The organism is Pseudomonas fulva (assembly GCF_023517795.1).
GTDB classification, from domain to species: domain Bacteria; phylum Pseudomonadota; class Gammaproteobacteria; order Pseudomonadales; family Pseudomonadaceae; genus Aquipseudomonas; species Aquipseudomonas fulva_D.
Window position 1 is genome coordinate 3,286,400 of record NZ_CP082928.1, and the last position, 15,145, is coordinate 3,301,544.

The following is a 15,145-nucleotide window of genomic DNA, read 5'->3' on the forward strand; positions in this document are numbered from 1 at the left end:
AAAAGAATTGGCTTTCCATGAGTGGCGCAAAGAAAAAAAAACAGCACTTTCGGCTGGTTATCGGCTTGGTCGCATTGGGTCTGGCTATCTACGGCATAGGGTCAGTGCTCAAGTCCGATCCAAGTCCGGAGTTACTTGCTGCGCCGGTGACACGTGGCGATATCTCGCAGACCATCGAGGCGACGGGAACAATCAAGCCGTCCAATCTGGTAGGGGTCGGCGCACAAGCCTCAGGGCGTATAGAAAGACTCAACGTCAAACTGGGTGACCATGTCGCTGCAGGCGATCTGATCGCCGAGATCGATTCACGCACGCAGCGTAACGCACTGACCAAGGCGCAAGCCGCGCTCGAAAACGCAAGAGCCAACCGACAGGTTCAGGTCGCCAACTTGCGCGAGTACGAATTGGCGCATGCACGGCAACGCACAATGCTGGCTGCCGATGCCACCTCGCAGGCTGACTATGACAGCGCCAAGGCGCGACTCGAATCCACCCGTGCCCAAATCAAGGCGCTTGACGCCGACATTGCACAGCAGCAGACCGAGGTCGCGAATGCGCGCACCAACCTAGAGTACACAAAGATCACTGCACCGATCACGGGCACCGTACTTTCCGTCGTGTCCAAGCAAGGACAGACAGTCAATGCTGCGCTCAGCACACCCACTATCGTGATGCTCGGGGACTTGTCGACGATGACGGTCTATGCAGAGGTATCCGAAGCGGATGTGGTTCACACCCAAGTAGGCCAGGAGGTTTACTTCACTATTCTGGGCAAACCCGGACAACGCTACACCAGTCAGTTGCGCGACATCGCACCTGCGCCTGAGTCGGTCGTTGATGAGGAAAGCAGCAGCACCTCTTCGGCCACAGACTTGGCGGTTTACTACCATGGACTATTCGATGTAAGTAACCCCAAGGGTGATTTGCGAACCTACATGACCGCGCACGTGAGCATCGTGATGGACAAGGCGAGTGGGGTCTTAATCATTCCGTCCGCCGCACTCAGTGACGATGTCGAGGGGGGGCGCCACACTGTTCGCGTGCTTGATGACAGCGATCGCCCCCATGAGCGAACGGTGCTCATCGGACTCGACAACGGTGCCGAGGTTGAAGTTCAGGAGGGACTGCAAGAGGGAGAGCGCGTGGTCATCGGCGAAGCTAACAACGCTGATTCAAAGCTCGCACAAAATAGTCCAGCGCCTGCCGGCATGCCTGCGCCCCCGCTATGAACTCGATCATGAACGACGCGTTGATTCAGGTGCGCCGATTGCAGCGCGAGTACCCGACGGGTGACGAGACCCTGGTCGTTCTTAACGACGTGGATCTGGACATTCGTGCGGGAGAAATGGTGGCCATCGTCGGCCAGTCCGGTTCAGGCAAGTCGACACTTATGAACATCCTGGGTTGCCTGGATCGCCCTACGTCTGGCAGTTACCGCTTTGGGGGCCGCGAGACGGGTGGCATGGAGCCAGATGAACTGGCGACTTTACGTCGCGAGCATTTCGGCTTTATTTTTCAGCGCTACCACCTGCTGGGCGAACTCAGCGCCACGGGCAATGTCGAGGTGCCAGCGATATACGCGGGCATGGGGGCGCACTCGCGTAGAGCGCGCTCGCAACATCTGCTTGCCCGGCTTGGGCTCTCACAGCGCTCGGAGCACACACCCAGTCAGCTCTCCGGAGGCCAGCAGCAACGCGTCTCTATTGCTCGAGCGCTGATGAACGGCGGCGACATTATCCTGGCCGATGAGCCGACGGGCGCGCTGGACTCGCGTTCTGGCGCTGAGGTCATGACCATCCTCAAAGAGCTACACGCCGAGGGGCATACCATCGTGCTAGTGACTCACGATATGGGGGTGGCCGAGCACGCCCAACGGGTCATCGAGCTTCGCGACGGCCGCATCGTGGCCGATCGGCGCAAGCCCGAAAGTGGTTCTGAGGCCAAGGAACAAGGCCTGCGCGCACATGCGCCGCAGAGCAACAGCCAATGGCAGGCGGCACGAGACCGCCTTTTGGAGGCTTTTCGCATGGCGCTGCTGGCAATGAATGCGCACCGCATGCGCACATTCTTGACGATGCTCGGCATCATCATTGGCATCGCCTCGGTTGTCTCCGTGGTTGCACTGGGAGCAGGGGCACAGCAGCAGATCCTGTCGAGCATTTCTTCTCTGGGAACAAACACGATCGACATCTTTCCGGGCAGCGGCTTCGGCGATCTCAAATCGAAGAAAATCGAAACGCTTATGCCCGGCGACGTTGAGGCCCTCGCCAAACAGCGCTATGTGGATGGTGCGACCCCGAATGTTTCGACCTCGGTGACCGCGCAATATGGCAACCAGTCGGCAACGGCGTCTGTGAACGGCGTGGGCTATGGCTATTTCATCACGCGTGGCATGGAGGTCGAGCGGGGCCGATTTTTTCGCGCCGATGCAGTCAATCGTCTTCAACAAGTGGTCGTCATCGACCAGAACATGAAAGAGCGCTTTTTCGCAAGGCAAGAGGAACCCATCGGAAAGATCATTCTTCTCGGCAAAGTGCCGGCCAGGGTGGTCGCCGTTGCTAAAAAGCAGAACAACGCGATGGGTGATACCTCAGCCTTGAATGTCTGGGTGCCCTACACAGTGGTCAGCTCACGCATGCTTGGCCAGCAACATCTGTCCAGCGTCACCGTGCGAGTGGCGGACAACATGTCCATGAGCGCCGCTGAAAATGCGATCGGCAGCCTGTTGGAACGCCGTCATGGCACGCGCGACTTCTACATGAGCAACAGTGAACAGATACGCGAGACGATTGAGAAAACCACGGGAACGATGCGGGTCATGATTGGCGCCATTGCCGCCATCGCCCTCGTGGTAGGCGGCATTGGTGTGATGAACATTATGCTGGTCTCGGTGACGGAGCGCACTAGGGAAATTGGGGTTCGCATGGCGGTGGGGGCGCGGCAAAGCGACATCCAGCAGCAGTTCCTGATCGAGTCGGTCATTGTTTGCCTGCTTGGCGGCATGGCTGGAGTGGGGGTGGCACTTACCTTGGGGGCAGCTCTCGATGCCGCTCAGATCGGCTTCTCCCTAGTGTTTTCCACGACCTCAATCATCTCTGCGTTCGCTTGCTCATCGCTGATCGGCATCGTGTTCGGATTCATGCCCGCACGCAGCGCAGCCCGACTTGACCCCGTAGAGGCTTTGTCTCGCGAATGACGTATTTTTCTAAATCCTCACTGCTGTTGGCGATGTGTCTGGCCGGCTGCACCACTGGCGATCAGTATCGTCAACAGGTCGCGCCACTCGAAGCCCCTTTGCATTACGGCCAACGGGATTTCGCTGGCAGTGGCAGCAGGCAGGTTGTGGCAACTGGCGCGACCTTTCCTGCGCAAGCGGTGACCGAAGATCCCTGGTGGGAGAGCTTCTGGGATCTACGCCTCAATCGCCTGGTCGATCAGGCCCTGAGGGTGAACTCAGACCTTGCCTCGGCCGGATTTGCATTACGCAAAGCACGCTTGTCCGTTGGGTTGGCGAGCAATGACCTGCTCCCGCAGCCCAGCGCGGATCTCTCGGGCAACGCGAGCCGTCGACTTGATTCGAGCGACAACACGACGCATCAGTACGGCAGTACGAACTCTCTGAGTTGGGAGATTGATCTGTGGGGACGCTTGCGCGCAGCACGCGACGCGAAGCGCTGGGCAGCCGAAGCCAGCGCGCAGGATTTGCAGTACACGGCACTGTCGTTGGTTGCGGACGTCTGCCGCGATTACTGGACGCTCGCTTATCTCAACCAGTCCATCTCGGCGGGTGAAGAGAACCTGACAGAGTTGTCGCGTATCGTCGAGTTGGTCAGCGTACAGCGTCAGGCAGGTCAGGTCTCTCTTCTGGAGCTGCGCGAAGCGCAGCAGAATTTGGAGAGCGAGCTGGCGGCACAGAGTGCGCTGGTGCAGCAACGCGAGGAGACGCGCAATGCCATCGCAGCCCTCTTGGATGGCCAATCGCTTCCGCTGAACGACGAACCGCAGACTCTATCGGATGCACAGATGCTCACCGTCGAAGAGGGCTTGCCAGCGGAGCTATTGGGTCGCCGCCCCGACCTGCGCGCCGCTGAGCTGCGCTTGCGCGAATCGCTGATTGAAGTCGATGTGACGGCTCGCAGCTATTACCCCAGGTTGAGCCTTACAGGTTCCATGGAGAGTGGAGGCACGTCGCTTGGTAGTGTGTTGAGCAACCCGGTGGCCACCTTGGGGGCAGGGCTGAGTCTGCCATTTCTCAACCTGGGTCAGATGAAGTTCAACACCGAGATCGCCGGCACCACTTACCTGCAGTCAGCCAGCCAGTTTCGGACGACGCTCTACGAAGCCCTGAAAGAAGTCCAAGACTCGCTTTCGGCACGAGACCAGTATGCGCTGCAGATTGGCGCGAAGGCGCGTTCATTCGATGCGGCTGTCGATGTAGAGCGAATGTACGAGGTGCGCTATCGCACTGGAGCCAGCACGCTGCGCACCTGGCTGGATGCTCGCCGCACGCTCAGAAACAGCGAACTCGCGCTGGCGCAGGCACGGCGCGATCTACTCATTAACGATGTGTCTCTGATGCTTGCTCTCGGCGGCAGCCTATCCGTGAATTTGGGGGTGACGTCTCGATCTTCACTGTCGGAAGACGCTGAGAAAATTGCTCATCTTCCCTCTGTTTCACATCAATGAGGTGGCATATGAATCATCGGCCAAATCAAGTCTTCGGTCGCATAATTGGCACCAGCAGACTACTGGAAATCCTTGCCAAATGCGGTGTCGGCCTGTCCGTCGTTGCAACGCTTTCAGCGTGTGTCCCCTTGGTTCCTGCCCCACCGCCGCCCGCTCCTGCGGGGCCTCCCGTCTTGGTTCCTGGGCCCGGCCCAGCGCCTGGCCACAGGTACCATCCCACCGCCGAGCCATGGAAATAGACCGTATGGGCGACCAAGAGCGTTCCTTGGGTTTGAGTGTTCGCTGGCTAATATGCGAACACTGCGATTCATTGTACGGGAGGATACCGTTACAGCCGGGTCAGGTGATCGAATGCACGCGCTGCGGTGCGGTACTCGAACGTCATCGACTCATGAGCATCCAGGCTCACCTGGCTTTGTCCATCACTGCCGCGTTGCTGTTCGTATTTAGCAATACGCTGCCGCTCCTTACCATAAATATACAAGGCCTAACCAACCAGACTACCTTGTCGCAGTCGGTTTTCGCGTTGGGACATGGCCTGATCATGCCCGTTGCGATTGTCGCGGGTGCGACTGTGATTCTTGTGCCGATGGTGCAGATTGCATTGTTGTGCTGGTTATACGGTCATGCTTGCTACGGAAGGGTCGCGCCCGGTTTCAGGGTTTGCATGCGCGCAATCGAACGATTGCGCCCTTGGAACATGCTTGAGGTCTGTCTGCTTGGCATCCTGGTGGCTCTGATCAAGCTTGCCGGCATGCTCGACGTGCACCCCGGATTCGGCTTGTGGACTTTGAGCATGCTTGCGGTATTGCTGATACTCGTTTCAGACAAGAGCGTCCGATACCTTTGGGAAGACTTCAGGGAGCAGCTGAAATGACGGCTCTCGCCTATGCGCGTCAACTCGGCCTGGGGCTCTGCCATGATTGTGCGAATGTCTGCCGGATAAATGTGCACAGCTGTCCTCGCTGCGGGGCTAGAGTCCATGCGCGTAAGCCTGACAGTTACGCCCGTAGCTGGGCGCTGTTGATTGCGGCGCTGGTTTTCTACGTTCCCGCCAACGTTCTACCTGTAATGCGTACCAATCTGCTGGGCAGCGCTGCGGAAAGTACCATCATGAGCGGTGTTGTGGAGTTCTGGAAACATGGCTCATGGGACATCGCGGCGCTGATCTTCTTTGCCAGTATGGTGGTTCCCTGCCTCAAGTTCATCGCGCTGGGCATTCTACTGGTCTCGTGTCAGTCCAAGAGTCTCTGGGCCATGCGCGAACGTGCGCAACTCTATCGATTCATAGAGTTGATCGGCTACTGGTCGATGTTGGATGTTCTGGTGGTGGCGCTGGTCGCCGCGTTAGTGCAGTTCCGTTCGTTGAGTTCCATAGAGCCGCTGCTGGGTATCGTTTTCTTCGGCCTAGTGGTCGTCCTGACGATGCTCTCCGCCATGGCTTTCGATCCACGTCTGATCTGGGATGCAGAGGCTGAAAATGTCTGACTCTACGGTTTCCATTCCATCCGCGGCGGCACGGCCTGCCGTGAAAACTCGTCGCTATGTCGTCTCACTAATATGGCTGGTGCCCGTTGTCGCTGCTTTGATCGGTTTGTCGATGTTGATCAGCAGCAGCTTGGAGCAGGGGCCAGTGATCACCATCAGCTTCCAGACGGCCGAAGGGCTAGAGGCGAACAAGACACAGGTCAAGTACAAGAACGTGGTCATCGGCCAGGTTATCGCCATCACCCTGGCGCCGGATCGCAGTCATGTGGTCGCCACGATTGAACTCAAGGCCACGGCGCAGTCATTTACCGCCGAAGACTCCTTGTTTTGGGTGGTACGCCCACGGATCGGGGCAGGGGGCGTTTCCGGGATAGATACTCTGCTTTCCGGTGCATTCATCGGTGCAGATGCCGGCGAGGCGAAAAAGACCATGCGTGCCTTTGTCGGTCTGGAGACTCCGCCGCCGATCACTTACGGGGAGCAGGGCAAGCGATTCAAGCTGTCCACCGAGGATCTGGGCTCACTGGATATCGGGTCACCAGTTTATTACAGGCAAATCAAGGTAGGGCAGGTGGTGTCATATCGACTGGCCGACGATGGCAAAGGGGTAGACGTTGAGGTTTTCGTGCGAACCCCCAACGACCAGTACGTGACCTCGGATACACGCTTTTGGAACGCCAGCGGTGTCGATGTCAGCGTGGGTGCCAATGGCCTGAAGGTCAACACCGAATCGCTATCGACCATTCTAGCGGGGGGGCTGGCGTTCATTGAGCCCCGTTACAGTCCTGACGCCAAGCCGGCCCGAGAGGGTGACCGTTTCGAGCTGTTCAGTGACCAGGAGTCAGCGCTGGCTCCGCCCGATGGTGAGGCTCACTACATCAACATGAGTTTCAAGCAACCGCTGCGCGGGCTTGTGCAGAACGCACCGGTGGAGTTTTTAGGGGTAAGCATCGGTCGTGTCGTTTCGGTCAACCTTGACTACGATCCGGCCAGCAAGGGTTTCATGAGTCAGGTCGGTGCGGTCATCTATCCTGAGCGTCTGGGCAAGGCCAACGAGAAGCTGCTTTCGATCATGGGGGCGCAGGGCGAAGAGGGGGCCGCACGGTTGCTGCAGACGTTCGTCAAGCAGGGGCTGCGTGCGCAAGCCAAGAGCAGCAACCTACTTACCGGCCAACTGTATGTATCGCTGAGTTTCATCACCGGCGCCATGCCGGTCGATTTCGACGTGGCCGCTCGACCGCTGAGGATTCCCACGGTGCCCGGTGATCTCGATAAGGTTCAGGAGCAATTGCAGGGCATTGTCGAGAAAGTGAGCAAATTACCGCTGGATGAGATCGCTGGCAATCTCAACCGTAGTTTGAGTGAACTAAACAGGACGTTGCGGCAAGTGAACGGCGAGTTACTGCCTCAGGTTAACGATACCTTGGCCGGCCTCAGCACCAGCCTAGACTCCGTCAACGCGGCGCTTGCTGAGGACTCGCCGGAGCGCCAGCAGCTGGGCCAGATAGTTAGTGAGTTCCAGCGAACTGCCCGCTCTGTACGTGTATTGTCTGATTTCCTGACGCGCAATCCAGAGTCCCTGATACGGGGGCGCGGTATTCAACGAAGCGTGGAGGCCTATGAGGCACCCTCGAGCGTACCTGTTCTGGATCAGGAGTAGTGCCATGAAAACCCTCATCATCGTAGTGTTCGCCAGTATTGGCCTGTTTGGTTGTACGTCGCCAACGCCGAACTATTACACGCTGCAAGATGTGCTCGAAGAGACAGTGCCGTTGCCTTCCACCGCTGACTACCAGTTCGAGATGCTCGGCGTGCGCATGCCGGCCCAGGTCGATCTGCCGCAGCTCGTTGTACGGCGTGACCAGGGTCGTTTGGTGATCTTGGAGAGCGAGCGTTGGGCCACGCCGCTGGCTGACGAGTTTCACGATGCTCTGACTGCTCGGCTTGAGCGCCGCTTGGGCGTGCGCGATATATCTGGGCTGGTCAAGGATCCAAAGCGAGCGACGTTGTCCGTTCGAGTCGACATCCGGCGTTTCGAATCGCTCCCTGGGAACTACGCGCTGCTGGATGCCATATGGCGTGTCAATCTACGCGCAGTCGGGCAGGCGCCGAAAGTTATCACCTGTTCGGGGCGCTTTCGTGAGCCTGCTGACATAGCATTGAGCAGCCTGGTGTTGGCGCACCAGAAGATTATTGATGAGCTCGCTACAGCCATCGCCGGTAACGCCGGGAAACTGCTGATTGATGTATCGCCTAGTTGTCAGGCGTTGTGACACGAAAGTGGTGGGGTAGCCCGTTCGATCTAGCTGAGCTAGTAAGGCGATGGGCGGGCAGGTTGCGCATGCGCATAGAAAGACTTACATAGGGTTTCTTTCAATCCGGCTCTCGCAGTAGAAAATGGATGATATTGTTCACTTCATTTTCCACGGCGGCCAAATCAAGGCCGGGGTTGCATAGCACGCGCAGCCGCAATCCCTCCATGATTGCAACAACTATCTGCATGCGAACATGAAGCTTATTTTCGTCAATGCCAGCGGGGGCTCCCATTCGACGGACTTTTTGCTGGAAGCCACTGCCTATTTCACGATCCGATTGCTGAAGAATATCTCTTACAGCAGGATTCCGCGTCGCTTCGGCCGCCAGTTCCAGTGTGAGACTTGCATGGGCGGGATCAGTGCTGCGCTGAATCATTTTGCCGGTGTGTGTGGCTAATATCTCGGCCAGATCCTTGCCGACATTCTCCTCAAGATCTTGCTGCAAGTTGGCAATGTCATGCTCTTCGCGCTCGGCAATGGCCTGAACGATAGATTCCTTGCTGGCAAAAAAATGATAGATATGACCAGCGCTCATGCCAGCAGCTCGAGAAATTCTGGCAATGCTCGTGCCATGAAATCCTTCTTTCCGGAAACACTCGGCTGCTGCATCCAATAGTCTCTGACGGCTGAGCTCGGTTTTGCTCAAGGGCGTTTCTGTCGCGCCTGCGTCCTTCATCTTTTCCTCCTGTCATAGTGGCGAACGCATTATGAGTTGAAATACCCTTGCAGGCAAAATAGAATGAATGTTCATTCTATTTATGGCTTTCCATGGTGTCCGCAATGAAGATCAGTTCACGTGCCGCATACGCGACTTTGCCGTTGCTCGCTGCTTTCGTGCTCGCCGGGTGCGATGCAGGTAAGCCCGGAGGTATGCCGCCTCAGGGGCCTGCGGAGGTGGGCGTATTCACCCTGCAGCCAAGCGATGTCACGCTGTCCTCCGAGTTGCCTGGGCGTACCACGGCCTTCCTGATTGCAGAGGTGCGTCCGCAAGTGGGCGGCATACTTCTCAAGCGTCAGTTCGAAGAAGGGAGCGAAGTCAAGGCAGGCCAGATTCTCTACCAGATTGATCCGGCCCCATATCGCTCCACCTTGGCGCATGCTGAGGCCACGCTGGAATCGGCCCGGTTGCTGTTCGAGCGTTATGATCGTCTGATCGAGAAGCGCGCTATCAGTCAACAGGATCGTGACGATGCGCGCGCGCAGTACCTGCAAGCAAAGGCGGATGTTGAAACAGCGCGCATTGACTTAGGCTACACCCGCATAACCGCACCTATCTCAGGTCGCATAGGCCGCTCCTCTGTGACTCAGGGCGCTCTGGTCACTGCCAATCAGACCGAGGCACTTGCCACAGTGCGGCAACTGGATCCCATCTACGTCGACATCGTTCAGCCCTCCACCGCGATCCTGCGCTTAAAGGAGGACATGGCTAGTGGTCGATTGAAAACCGCTAGTGAAGATCAGGTGCCGGTTAGCCTCACGCTTGAGAACGGCAAGGCATACCCGCATATGGGCAAGCTGCAGTTCGCGGAGGTCAGTGTCGACCAAGGAACCGGGGCAGTGACCCTGCGTGCAGTGTTCCCAAACCCGGACGGTACGCTATTGCCGGGTATGTTCGTGCGCACGCAACTGCAGCAAGGAGTCCGAGAGCGAGCGCTACTAGTGCCTCAGCGCGGCATCACGCGCGACTCAAGGGGTACAGCGACTGCTTTTGTCATCGACGATGACAATAAAGTGCAACTGCGTGAAGTGACCATCGACCGCAGTATCGGAGGGGATTGGCTGATCAATGACGGCCTCGAGCCAGGCGACCAAGTGATCTTGGATGGGGTTCAGAATGCGAAGCCTGGGGCGGTAGTCAAGCCCAAGCCTATACCCAATGGATCCAGTTCACCAGCTGAGGGCGAAGAGCCCCTTTCTCGTTCATCCGCTGCGTCTTCGCTGTAAGGGGGCGTTATGTCACGCTTTTTCATTGATCGACCGATTTTCGCCTGGGTTATCGCACTGGTCATCATGTTGGCTGGTGCTCTCGCCATCCGCTCGCTGCCTATAAACCAGTACCCCAATATCGCACCGCCAGCGATCCAGATTAGTGGTAGCTATCCAGGTGCCTCCGCACAGACCGTTCAAGACACGGTAGTGCAGGTTGTTGAGCAACAGCTTAATGGTCTGGATAAGCTGCGCTATATCAGTTCGGCCAGTAACTCCGATGGTACCTTCAGTATCACCGTTACTTTCGATCAGGGCACTGACCCGGACATCGCTCAGGTTCAAGTGCAGAACAAGCTATCACTGGCCACGCCACTGATCCCTGAAGAAGTCCAATCACAAGGGATTCGTGTTGCGAAATACCAGATCAACTTTATGTTGATCGTTGGGTTGATCTCCACCGACGGTCGCATGAGCGGCTACGATCTGGGCGATTACATCGTGTCCAACCTGCAGGATCCTATATCACGCGTCAACGGAGTTGGCGATTTTATGGTGATGGGTGCGCAGAATGCCATGCGGATATGGCTGGATCCCCTGAAACTCAACAGCTACAGCTTGACACCGCTGGACGTGAGTACCGCGATCAAGGCGCAAAACGTGCAGGTGTCCTCCGGACAGCTCGCTGGCCTGCCCACCCGCAAGGGGGTGCAACTCAATGCGACTGTGATCGGTAAGACACGGTTCGAGACTCCCGAGCAATTCGAAAATATCTTGCTAAAAGTCAACCCTGATGGTTCGCAGGTGCGGCTGCGCGATGTCGCGTCGGTCGAGCTGGGTGCCGAGAGTTTCTCTGTTCAGTCCAGATATGCTGATGGCGATGCAGGATCCGAGGGGAGTGCCGAACGGCCCTCTGCGGCCATCGCCCTGCGTCTGGCAACCGGGGCGAATGCTTTGGAGACCATGAACGGGGTGCGCGCAACCCTCAATGATCTCGAAGCAACGCTGCCCGACGGTGTGAAGGTCGTCTACCCCTACGACACTGCTCCAGTGATAAGTCAGTCGATCGAAGGAGTGGTGCACACCTTGTTGGAGGCCATCGCGCTCGTGTTTCTGGTCATGCTGTTGTTCCTGCAGAACTGGCGCGCGACTCTCATTCCAACGCTGGCAGTGCCTGTTGTGTTGCTCGGCACGTTCGGCGTCATGGCGGCATGCGGCTTCACCATCAACATCTTGACGATGTTTGGCCTAGTTCTGGCTATCGGCCTGTTGGTGGACGATGCCATCGTGGTGGTGGAAAACGTGGAGAGGCTCATGATGGAGGAGGGCTTATCGCCCTACGATGCCACGGTCAAGTCGATGGGCCAAATTACCGGTGCCCTCGTTGGCATTGGCCTTGTATTGTCCGCGGTGTTCGTGCCGATGGCGTTCTTCGCAGGGTCAACGGGTGTGATCTATCGGCAATTCTCCATCACCATTGTTTCGGCAATGGCCCTATCGGTACTGGTCGCGCTTATCTTCACGCCAGCGTTGTGCGCGACTCTGCTTAAGCCTGCCTCGCACGATCAGCATCAGAAGAAAGGTTTGTTTGGAGCTTTCAATCGCGGTTTTGATCGAATGACCCTCCGTTATCGCAATGGCGTCGGGCGACTGCTGGGGGCCCGCAAACGAGGCATGGCGGCATTCGGTGTTGTGGTTGTGGGCCTGCTCGTGCTCTTCCCGATGATGCCAACTTCCTTTCTGCCTGATGAGGATCAGGGCATTTTGTTAGCTCAAGTGCAAATGCCGGCCAATAGCAGTGCAGAAAGAACTCAGGAAGTCCTGACTGAAGTGGCTGACTACTTGATCAAAGAGGAGGGCGATACCGTCGCGTCCGCCATGACCATTGCTGGTTTCAACTTTGCCGGACGAGGTCAGGGCTCGGGTATGGTTTTCATTCAGCTGAAACCATGGAGCGAGCGGGAAACCGGCGCATTCGAGTTGGCGGATCGGGCTATGGCTCGATTCAGCCGCATTAAGGAGGGTTCGGTGATCACTTTCGCGCCGCCAGCCGTGATGGAACTGGGCAATGCCACTGGTTTCAATTTCTTTCTGGAAAACCGCGGCGGGCTCAGTCACGAGCAGTTGATGCAGGCACGTAATCAGCTTCTGGGTATGGCTAGCCAAAATCCTGCGCTGAGCATGGTTCGCCCCAACGGCATGAGCGACGAGCCACAGTTCCAAGTAGTGATTGATGATGAAAAGGTACAGGCGCTGGGACTGAGCATGGCCGATGTCAACGACACTATGTCTGCAGCTTGGGGGTCGAGCTATGTCAATGATTTCATCGACAAGGGCCGGGTCAAAAAAGTCTACATTCAGGGCGATGCTGATTCGCGCATCGCGCAAGAAGACTTCGATAAGTGGTACGTGCGCAATAGCACTGGGCAAATGGTCTCTTTCGCTGCTTTTGCTACTGGAAAATGGGTCTATGGCTCACCCCGCCTGGAGCGCTACAACGGTGTATCGGCCGTGGAGATTCTGGGTTCACCGGCGCAGGGTACGAGTTCGGGCGAGGCGATGAATGCACTCCAAGAGGTCTCAGCTAAGTTGCCAGAGGGCATTCGAATAGCGTGGACGGGTTTGTCTTACGAGGAACGTCTGTCTGGCTCTCAAGCACCCATGCTCTATGCCTTGTCGCTGCTGATTGTATTTCTATGTCTGGCAGCACTTTACGAGAGCTGGTCGATCCCTGCTGCTGTAATGCTGGCTGTTCCTCTTGGGGTAATTGGTGCTGTTGCGGCTACTTTGCTGCGAGGACTGGGTAACGATGTGTTCTTCCAAGTTGGCCTGCTGACTACCATCGGTCTGTCGGCGAAGAACGCGATCCTGATCGTGGAGTTCGCCCGCGATCTTGTAGAGAAACAGGGAAAACCTGTAGTTGAGGCGGCGATTGAGGCAGCACGGCTGCGGCTGCGTCCGATCATCATGACCTCCCTGGCGTTCACAGTCGGAGTGATCCCATTAGCCATTGCCAGTGGTGCTAGCTCAGGTAGCAAGCATGCGATAGGCACTGGAGTGATCGGCGGAATGATATCTGCGACCGTATTGGCCATCTTCTTCGTGCCTCTGTTCTTCGTGGTGGTGTCAAGTTTGTTCGGCAGGAGTCGTTGCAACGCCAACGCCAACGCCAACGCGGAAGCGGTAAGCGGTCGAGTCGAAAAGGGAGAGCATGAATGAATCGCCGTCGAATGATATTGAGCTTTATGGTTATGACCTTGGTTGGGTGTAGCACTTTGGCGCCGGAGTACCAGCGGCCACAGGCGCCAATAGCTACTCGCTGGCCGGCGTCTGTCGAGACTCAGGCGAGTGATGGCGGTGGGGGTGAGGAGATTTCCTGGCGAACGCTTTTTGCTGATCCTAAACTCCGTGAGGTCGTGCAATTGGCGCTGGAGAATAATCGTGACCTACGGGTTGCCGCACTTAATATCGAGAAGGCACGTGCGCAATACCGAATCCAGCGCGCCGAATTGTTGCCCCAGGTGGATGTTACAGGTGGCCAAACGGCCCAGCGTACACCAGCTTCAGTATCCTACTCAGGCATTGATGGTGTCAGTCGTTCCTACACCCTGGATGTCGGCATCAGTGCATATGAGCTGGATCTCTTCGGCCGTTTGCGTAGTCTTAAGGATGAGGCATTGCAAAGCTATCTGGCCACTGCGGAAACGCAGCGTGCGACCCAGGTCAGCCTTATTGCTGAGGTGGCTGACAGTTACCTTTCACTGGCTGCGGATCTGGATTTGCAACGCTTGGCCCATAACAGCCTGAAAACACGGCAAGAGGCATATGATCTGCAAGTCGAACTTGTAGATGTGGGTAATTCGTCGCAGGTAGAGTTACGCCAAGCAGAGGGTGAGTTGGAAACCGCTCGTGCCGAAGCGTTGAGCGCTAATAATCAGGTTGCGCTGGATCGTAATGCTTTGGAGCTGTTGGTCGGTGCTCCATTGCCACCGGCCCTGGTTCCTACCAGTGGACAATTACCTACGATGTTGGGTGTGCGTGAAATCCCTGCAGGTATGCCGTCCGCTTTACTACGCAATCGACCGGACATTCGTTCGGCTGAGCATAGTTTGATCGGCGCCAATGCCAATATTGGTGCGGCGCGGGCTGCATTCTTCCCGAGCATCAGTCTTACTGCTACCGCGGGCCGTGCCAGCGATGATTTGTCCAGTTTGTTCGCTGGTCGTAGCTGGAGCTTCGTACCACAAATATCTCTGCCGATCTTTACTGCAGGACGCCTGCAATCGGAACTCGAGGTTTCCGAGGTGCAGCGCAGTATCGCGCTAGCTGAATACGAGCAGGTTATCCAGACCGCTTTTCGCGAAGTATCCGATGCGCTGGCGGATCGGAGTGTGGTTGACGAGCAATGGGAAGCGCAGCGTAAACGCACCGACGCCGCGCAAGCGGCGTACGACCTGGTGCTGCTGCGTTACGAAGATGGCGTCGCAAGCTATCTAGAGGTACTGGATGCACAACGTACGCTGCTTACAGCAAGACAGGCGTTGATCCAGTCAGATGCTTCACGTCAGACCGCCGTTATCACCTTATACAAGGCGCTTGGTGGCGACTGGCTAGAAGAGGCCAATGAGATACCGTCACTATCGGATCCCGTTCAACGGGTGGCTAGCATATCGACAACGCTTCCTTAAGGTCGCAGGTGTCGGATGATTATAGGAGTGCCTCCTCGCTGA

General features: G+C 57.0%; 11 protein-coding genes. 10 read left to right on the forward strand and 1 reads right to left on the reverse strand.

Annotated elements, in window-relative coordinates; genetic code table 11:
- Nucleotides 1-17: 17 nt before the first annotated feature.
- From K8U54_RS14995 to K8U54_RS15025, 7 genes are all read left to right on the forward strand, one after another.
- Nucleotides 18-1,229: an efflux RND transporter periplasmic adaptor subunit gene (locus K8U54_RS14995; RefSeq protein WP_249906565.1), complete on the forward strand. Its 1,212-nt coding sequence runs from the start codon at nt 18-20 to the stop codon at nt 1,227-1,229.
- Between the two features lie 8 nt (nt 1,230-1,237).
- Entirely contained in the window at nt 1,238-3,196 is a 1,959-nt protein-coding gene (locus K8U54_RS15000; RefSeq protein WP_349654556.1) for a MacB family efflux pump subunit, read from the forward strand.
- Complete coding sequence (locus tag K8U54_RS15005; protein WP_249906566.1) at nt 3,193-4,686, forward strand: efflux transporter outer membrane subunit; 1,494 nt, start codon at nt 3,193-3,195, stop codon at nt 4,684-4,686. The genes K8U54_RS15000 and K8U54_RS15005 overlap by 4 nt, the downstream gene beginning before the upstream one ends.
- A gap of 244 nt (nt 4,687-4,930) precedes the next feature.
- Nucleotides 4,931-5,563, forward strand: coding sequence for a paraquat-inducible protein A (locus K8U54_RS15010; RefSeq protein WP_249906567.1), 633 nt, complete (start codon nt 4,931-4,933; stop codon nt 5,561-5,563).
- Nucleotides 5,560-6,174, forward strand: coding sequence for a paraquat-inducible protein A (locus tag K8U54_RS15015; RefSeq protein WP_249906568.1), 615 nt, complete (start codon nt 5,560-5,562; stop codon nt 6,172-6,174). The genes K8U54_RS15010 and K8U54_RS15015 overlap by 4 nt, the downstream gene beginning before the upstream one ends.
- Complete coding sequence (locus tag K8U54_RS15020; RefSeq protein ID WP_249906569.1) at nt 6,167-7,834, forward strand: intermembrane transport protein PqiB; 1,668 nt, start codon at nt 6,167-6,169, stop codon at nt 7,832-7,834. Before K8U54_RS15015 ends, K8U54_RS15020 begins: the two co-directional genes overlap by 8 nt.
- A 4-nt stretch (nt 7,835-7,838) precedes the next feature.
- Complete coding sequence (locus K8U54_RS15025; protein WP_249906570.1) at nt 7,839-8,447, forward strand: PqiC family protein; 609 nt, start codon at nt 7,839-7,841, stop codon at nt 8,445-8,447.
- A gap of 100 nt (nt 8,448-8,547) precedes the next feature.
- Here the strand turns inward: K8U54_RS15025 and K8U54_RS15030 are convergent, their stop codons facing one another.
- Nucleotides 8,548-9,165, reverse strand: a complete 618-nt coding sequence (locus tag K8U54_RS15030) for a TetR/AcrR family transcriptional regulator (RefSeq protein WP_249906571.1) — start codon at nt 9,163-9,165, stop codon at nt 8,548-8,550.
- Between the two features lie 104 nt (nt 9,166-9,269).
- Here K8U54_RS15030 and K8U54_RS15035 point away from each other — a divergent pair, with 104 nt between their 5' ends.
- From K8U54_RS15035 to K8U54_RS15045, 3 genes are read left to right on the forward strand one after another with little or no spacing between them, the layout of a single operon-like run.
- Nucleotides 9,270-10,433, forward strand: a complete 1,164-nt coding sequence (locus K8U54_RS15035; protein ID WP_249906572.1) for an efflux RND transporter periplasmic adaptor subunit — start codon at nt 9,270-9,272, stop codon at nt 10,431-10,433.
- A gap of 9 nt (nt 10,434-10,442) precedes the next feature.
- A complete protein-coding gene (locus tag K8U54_RS15040; RefSeq protein WP_249906573.1) occupies nt 10,443-13,634 on the forward strand; it encodes an efflux RND transporter permease subunit in 3,192 nt (1,063 codons plus the stop codon).
- On the forward strand, nt 13,631-15,103 hold the full coding sequence (locus K8U54_RS15045; RefSeq protein WP_249906574.1) for an efflux transporter outer membrane subunit: 1,473 nt from the start codon (nt 13,631-13,633) through the stop codon (nt 15,101-15,103). The genes K8U54_RS15040 and K8U54_RS15045 overlap by 4 nt, the downstream gene beginning before the upstream one ends.
- Nucleotides 15,104-15,145 lie beyond the last annotated feature (42 nt).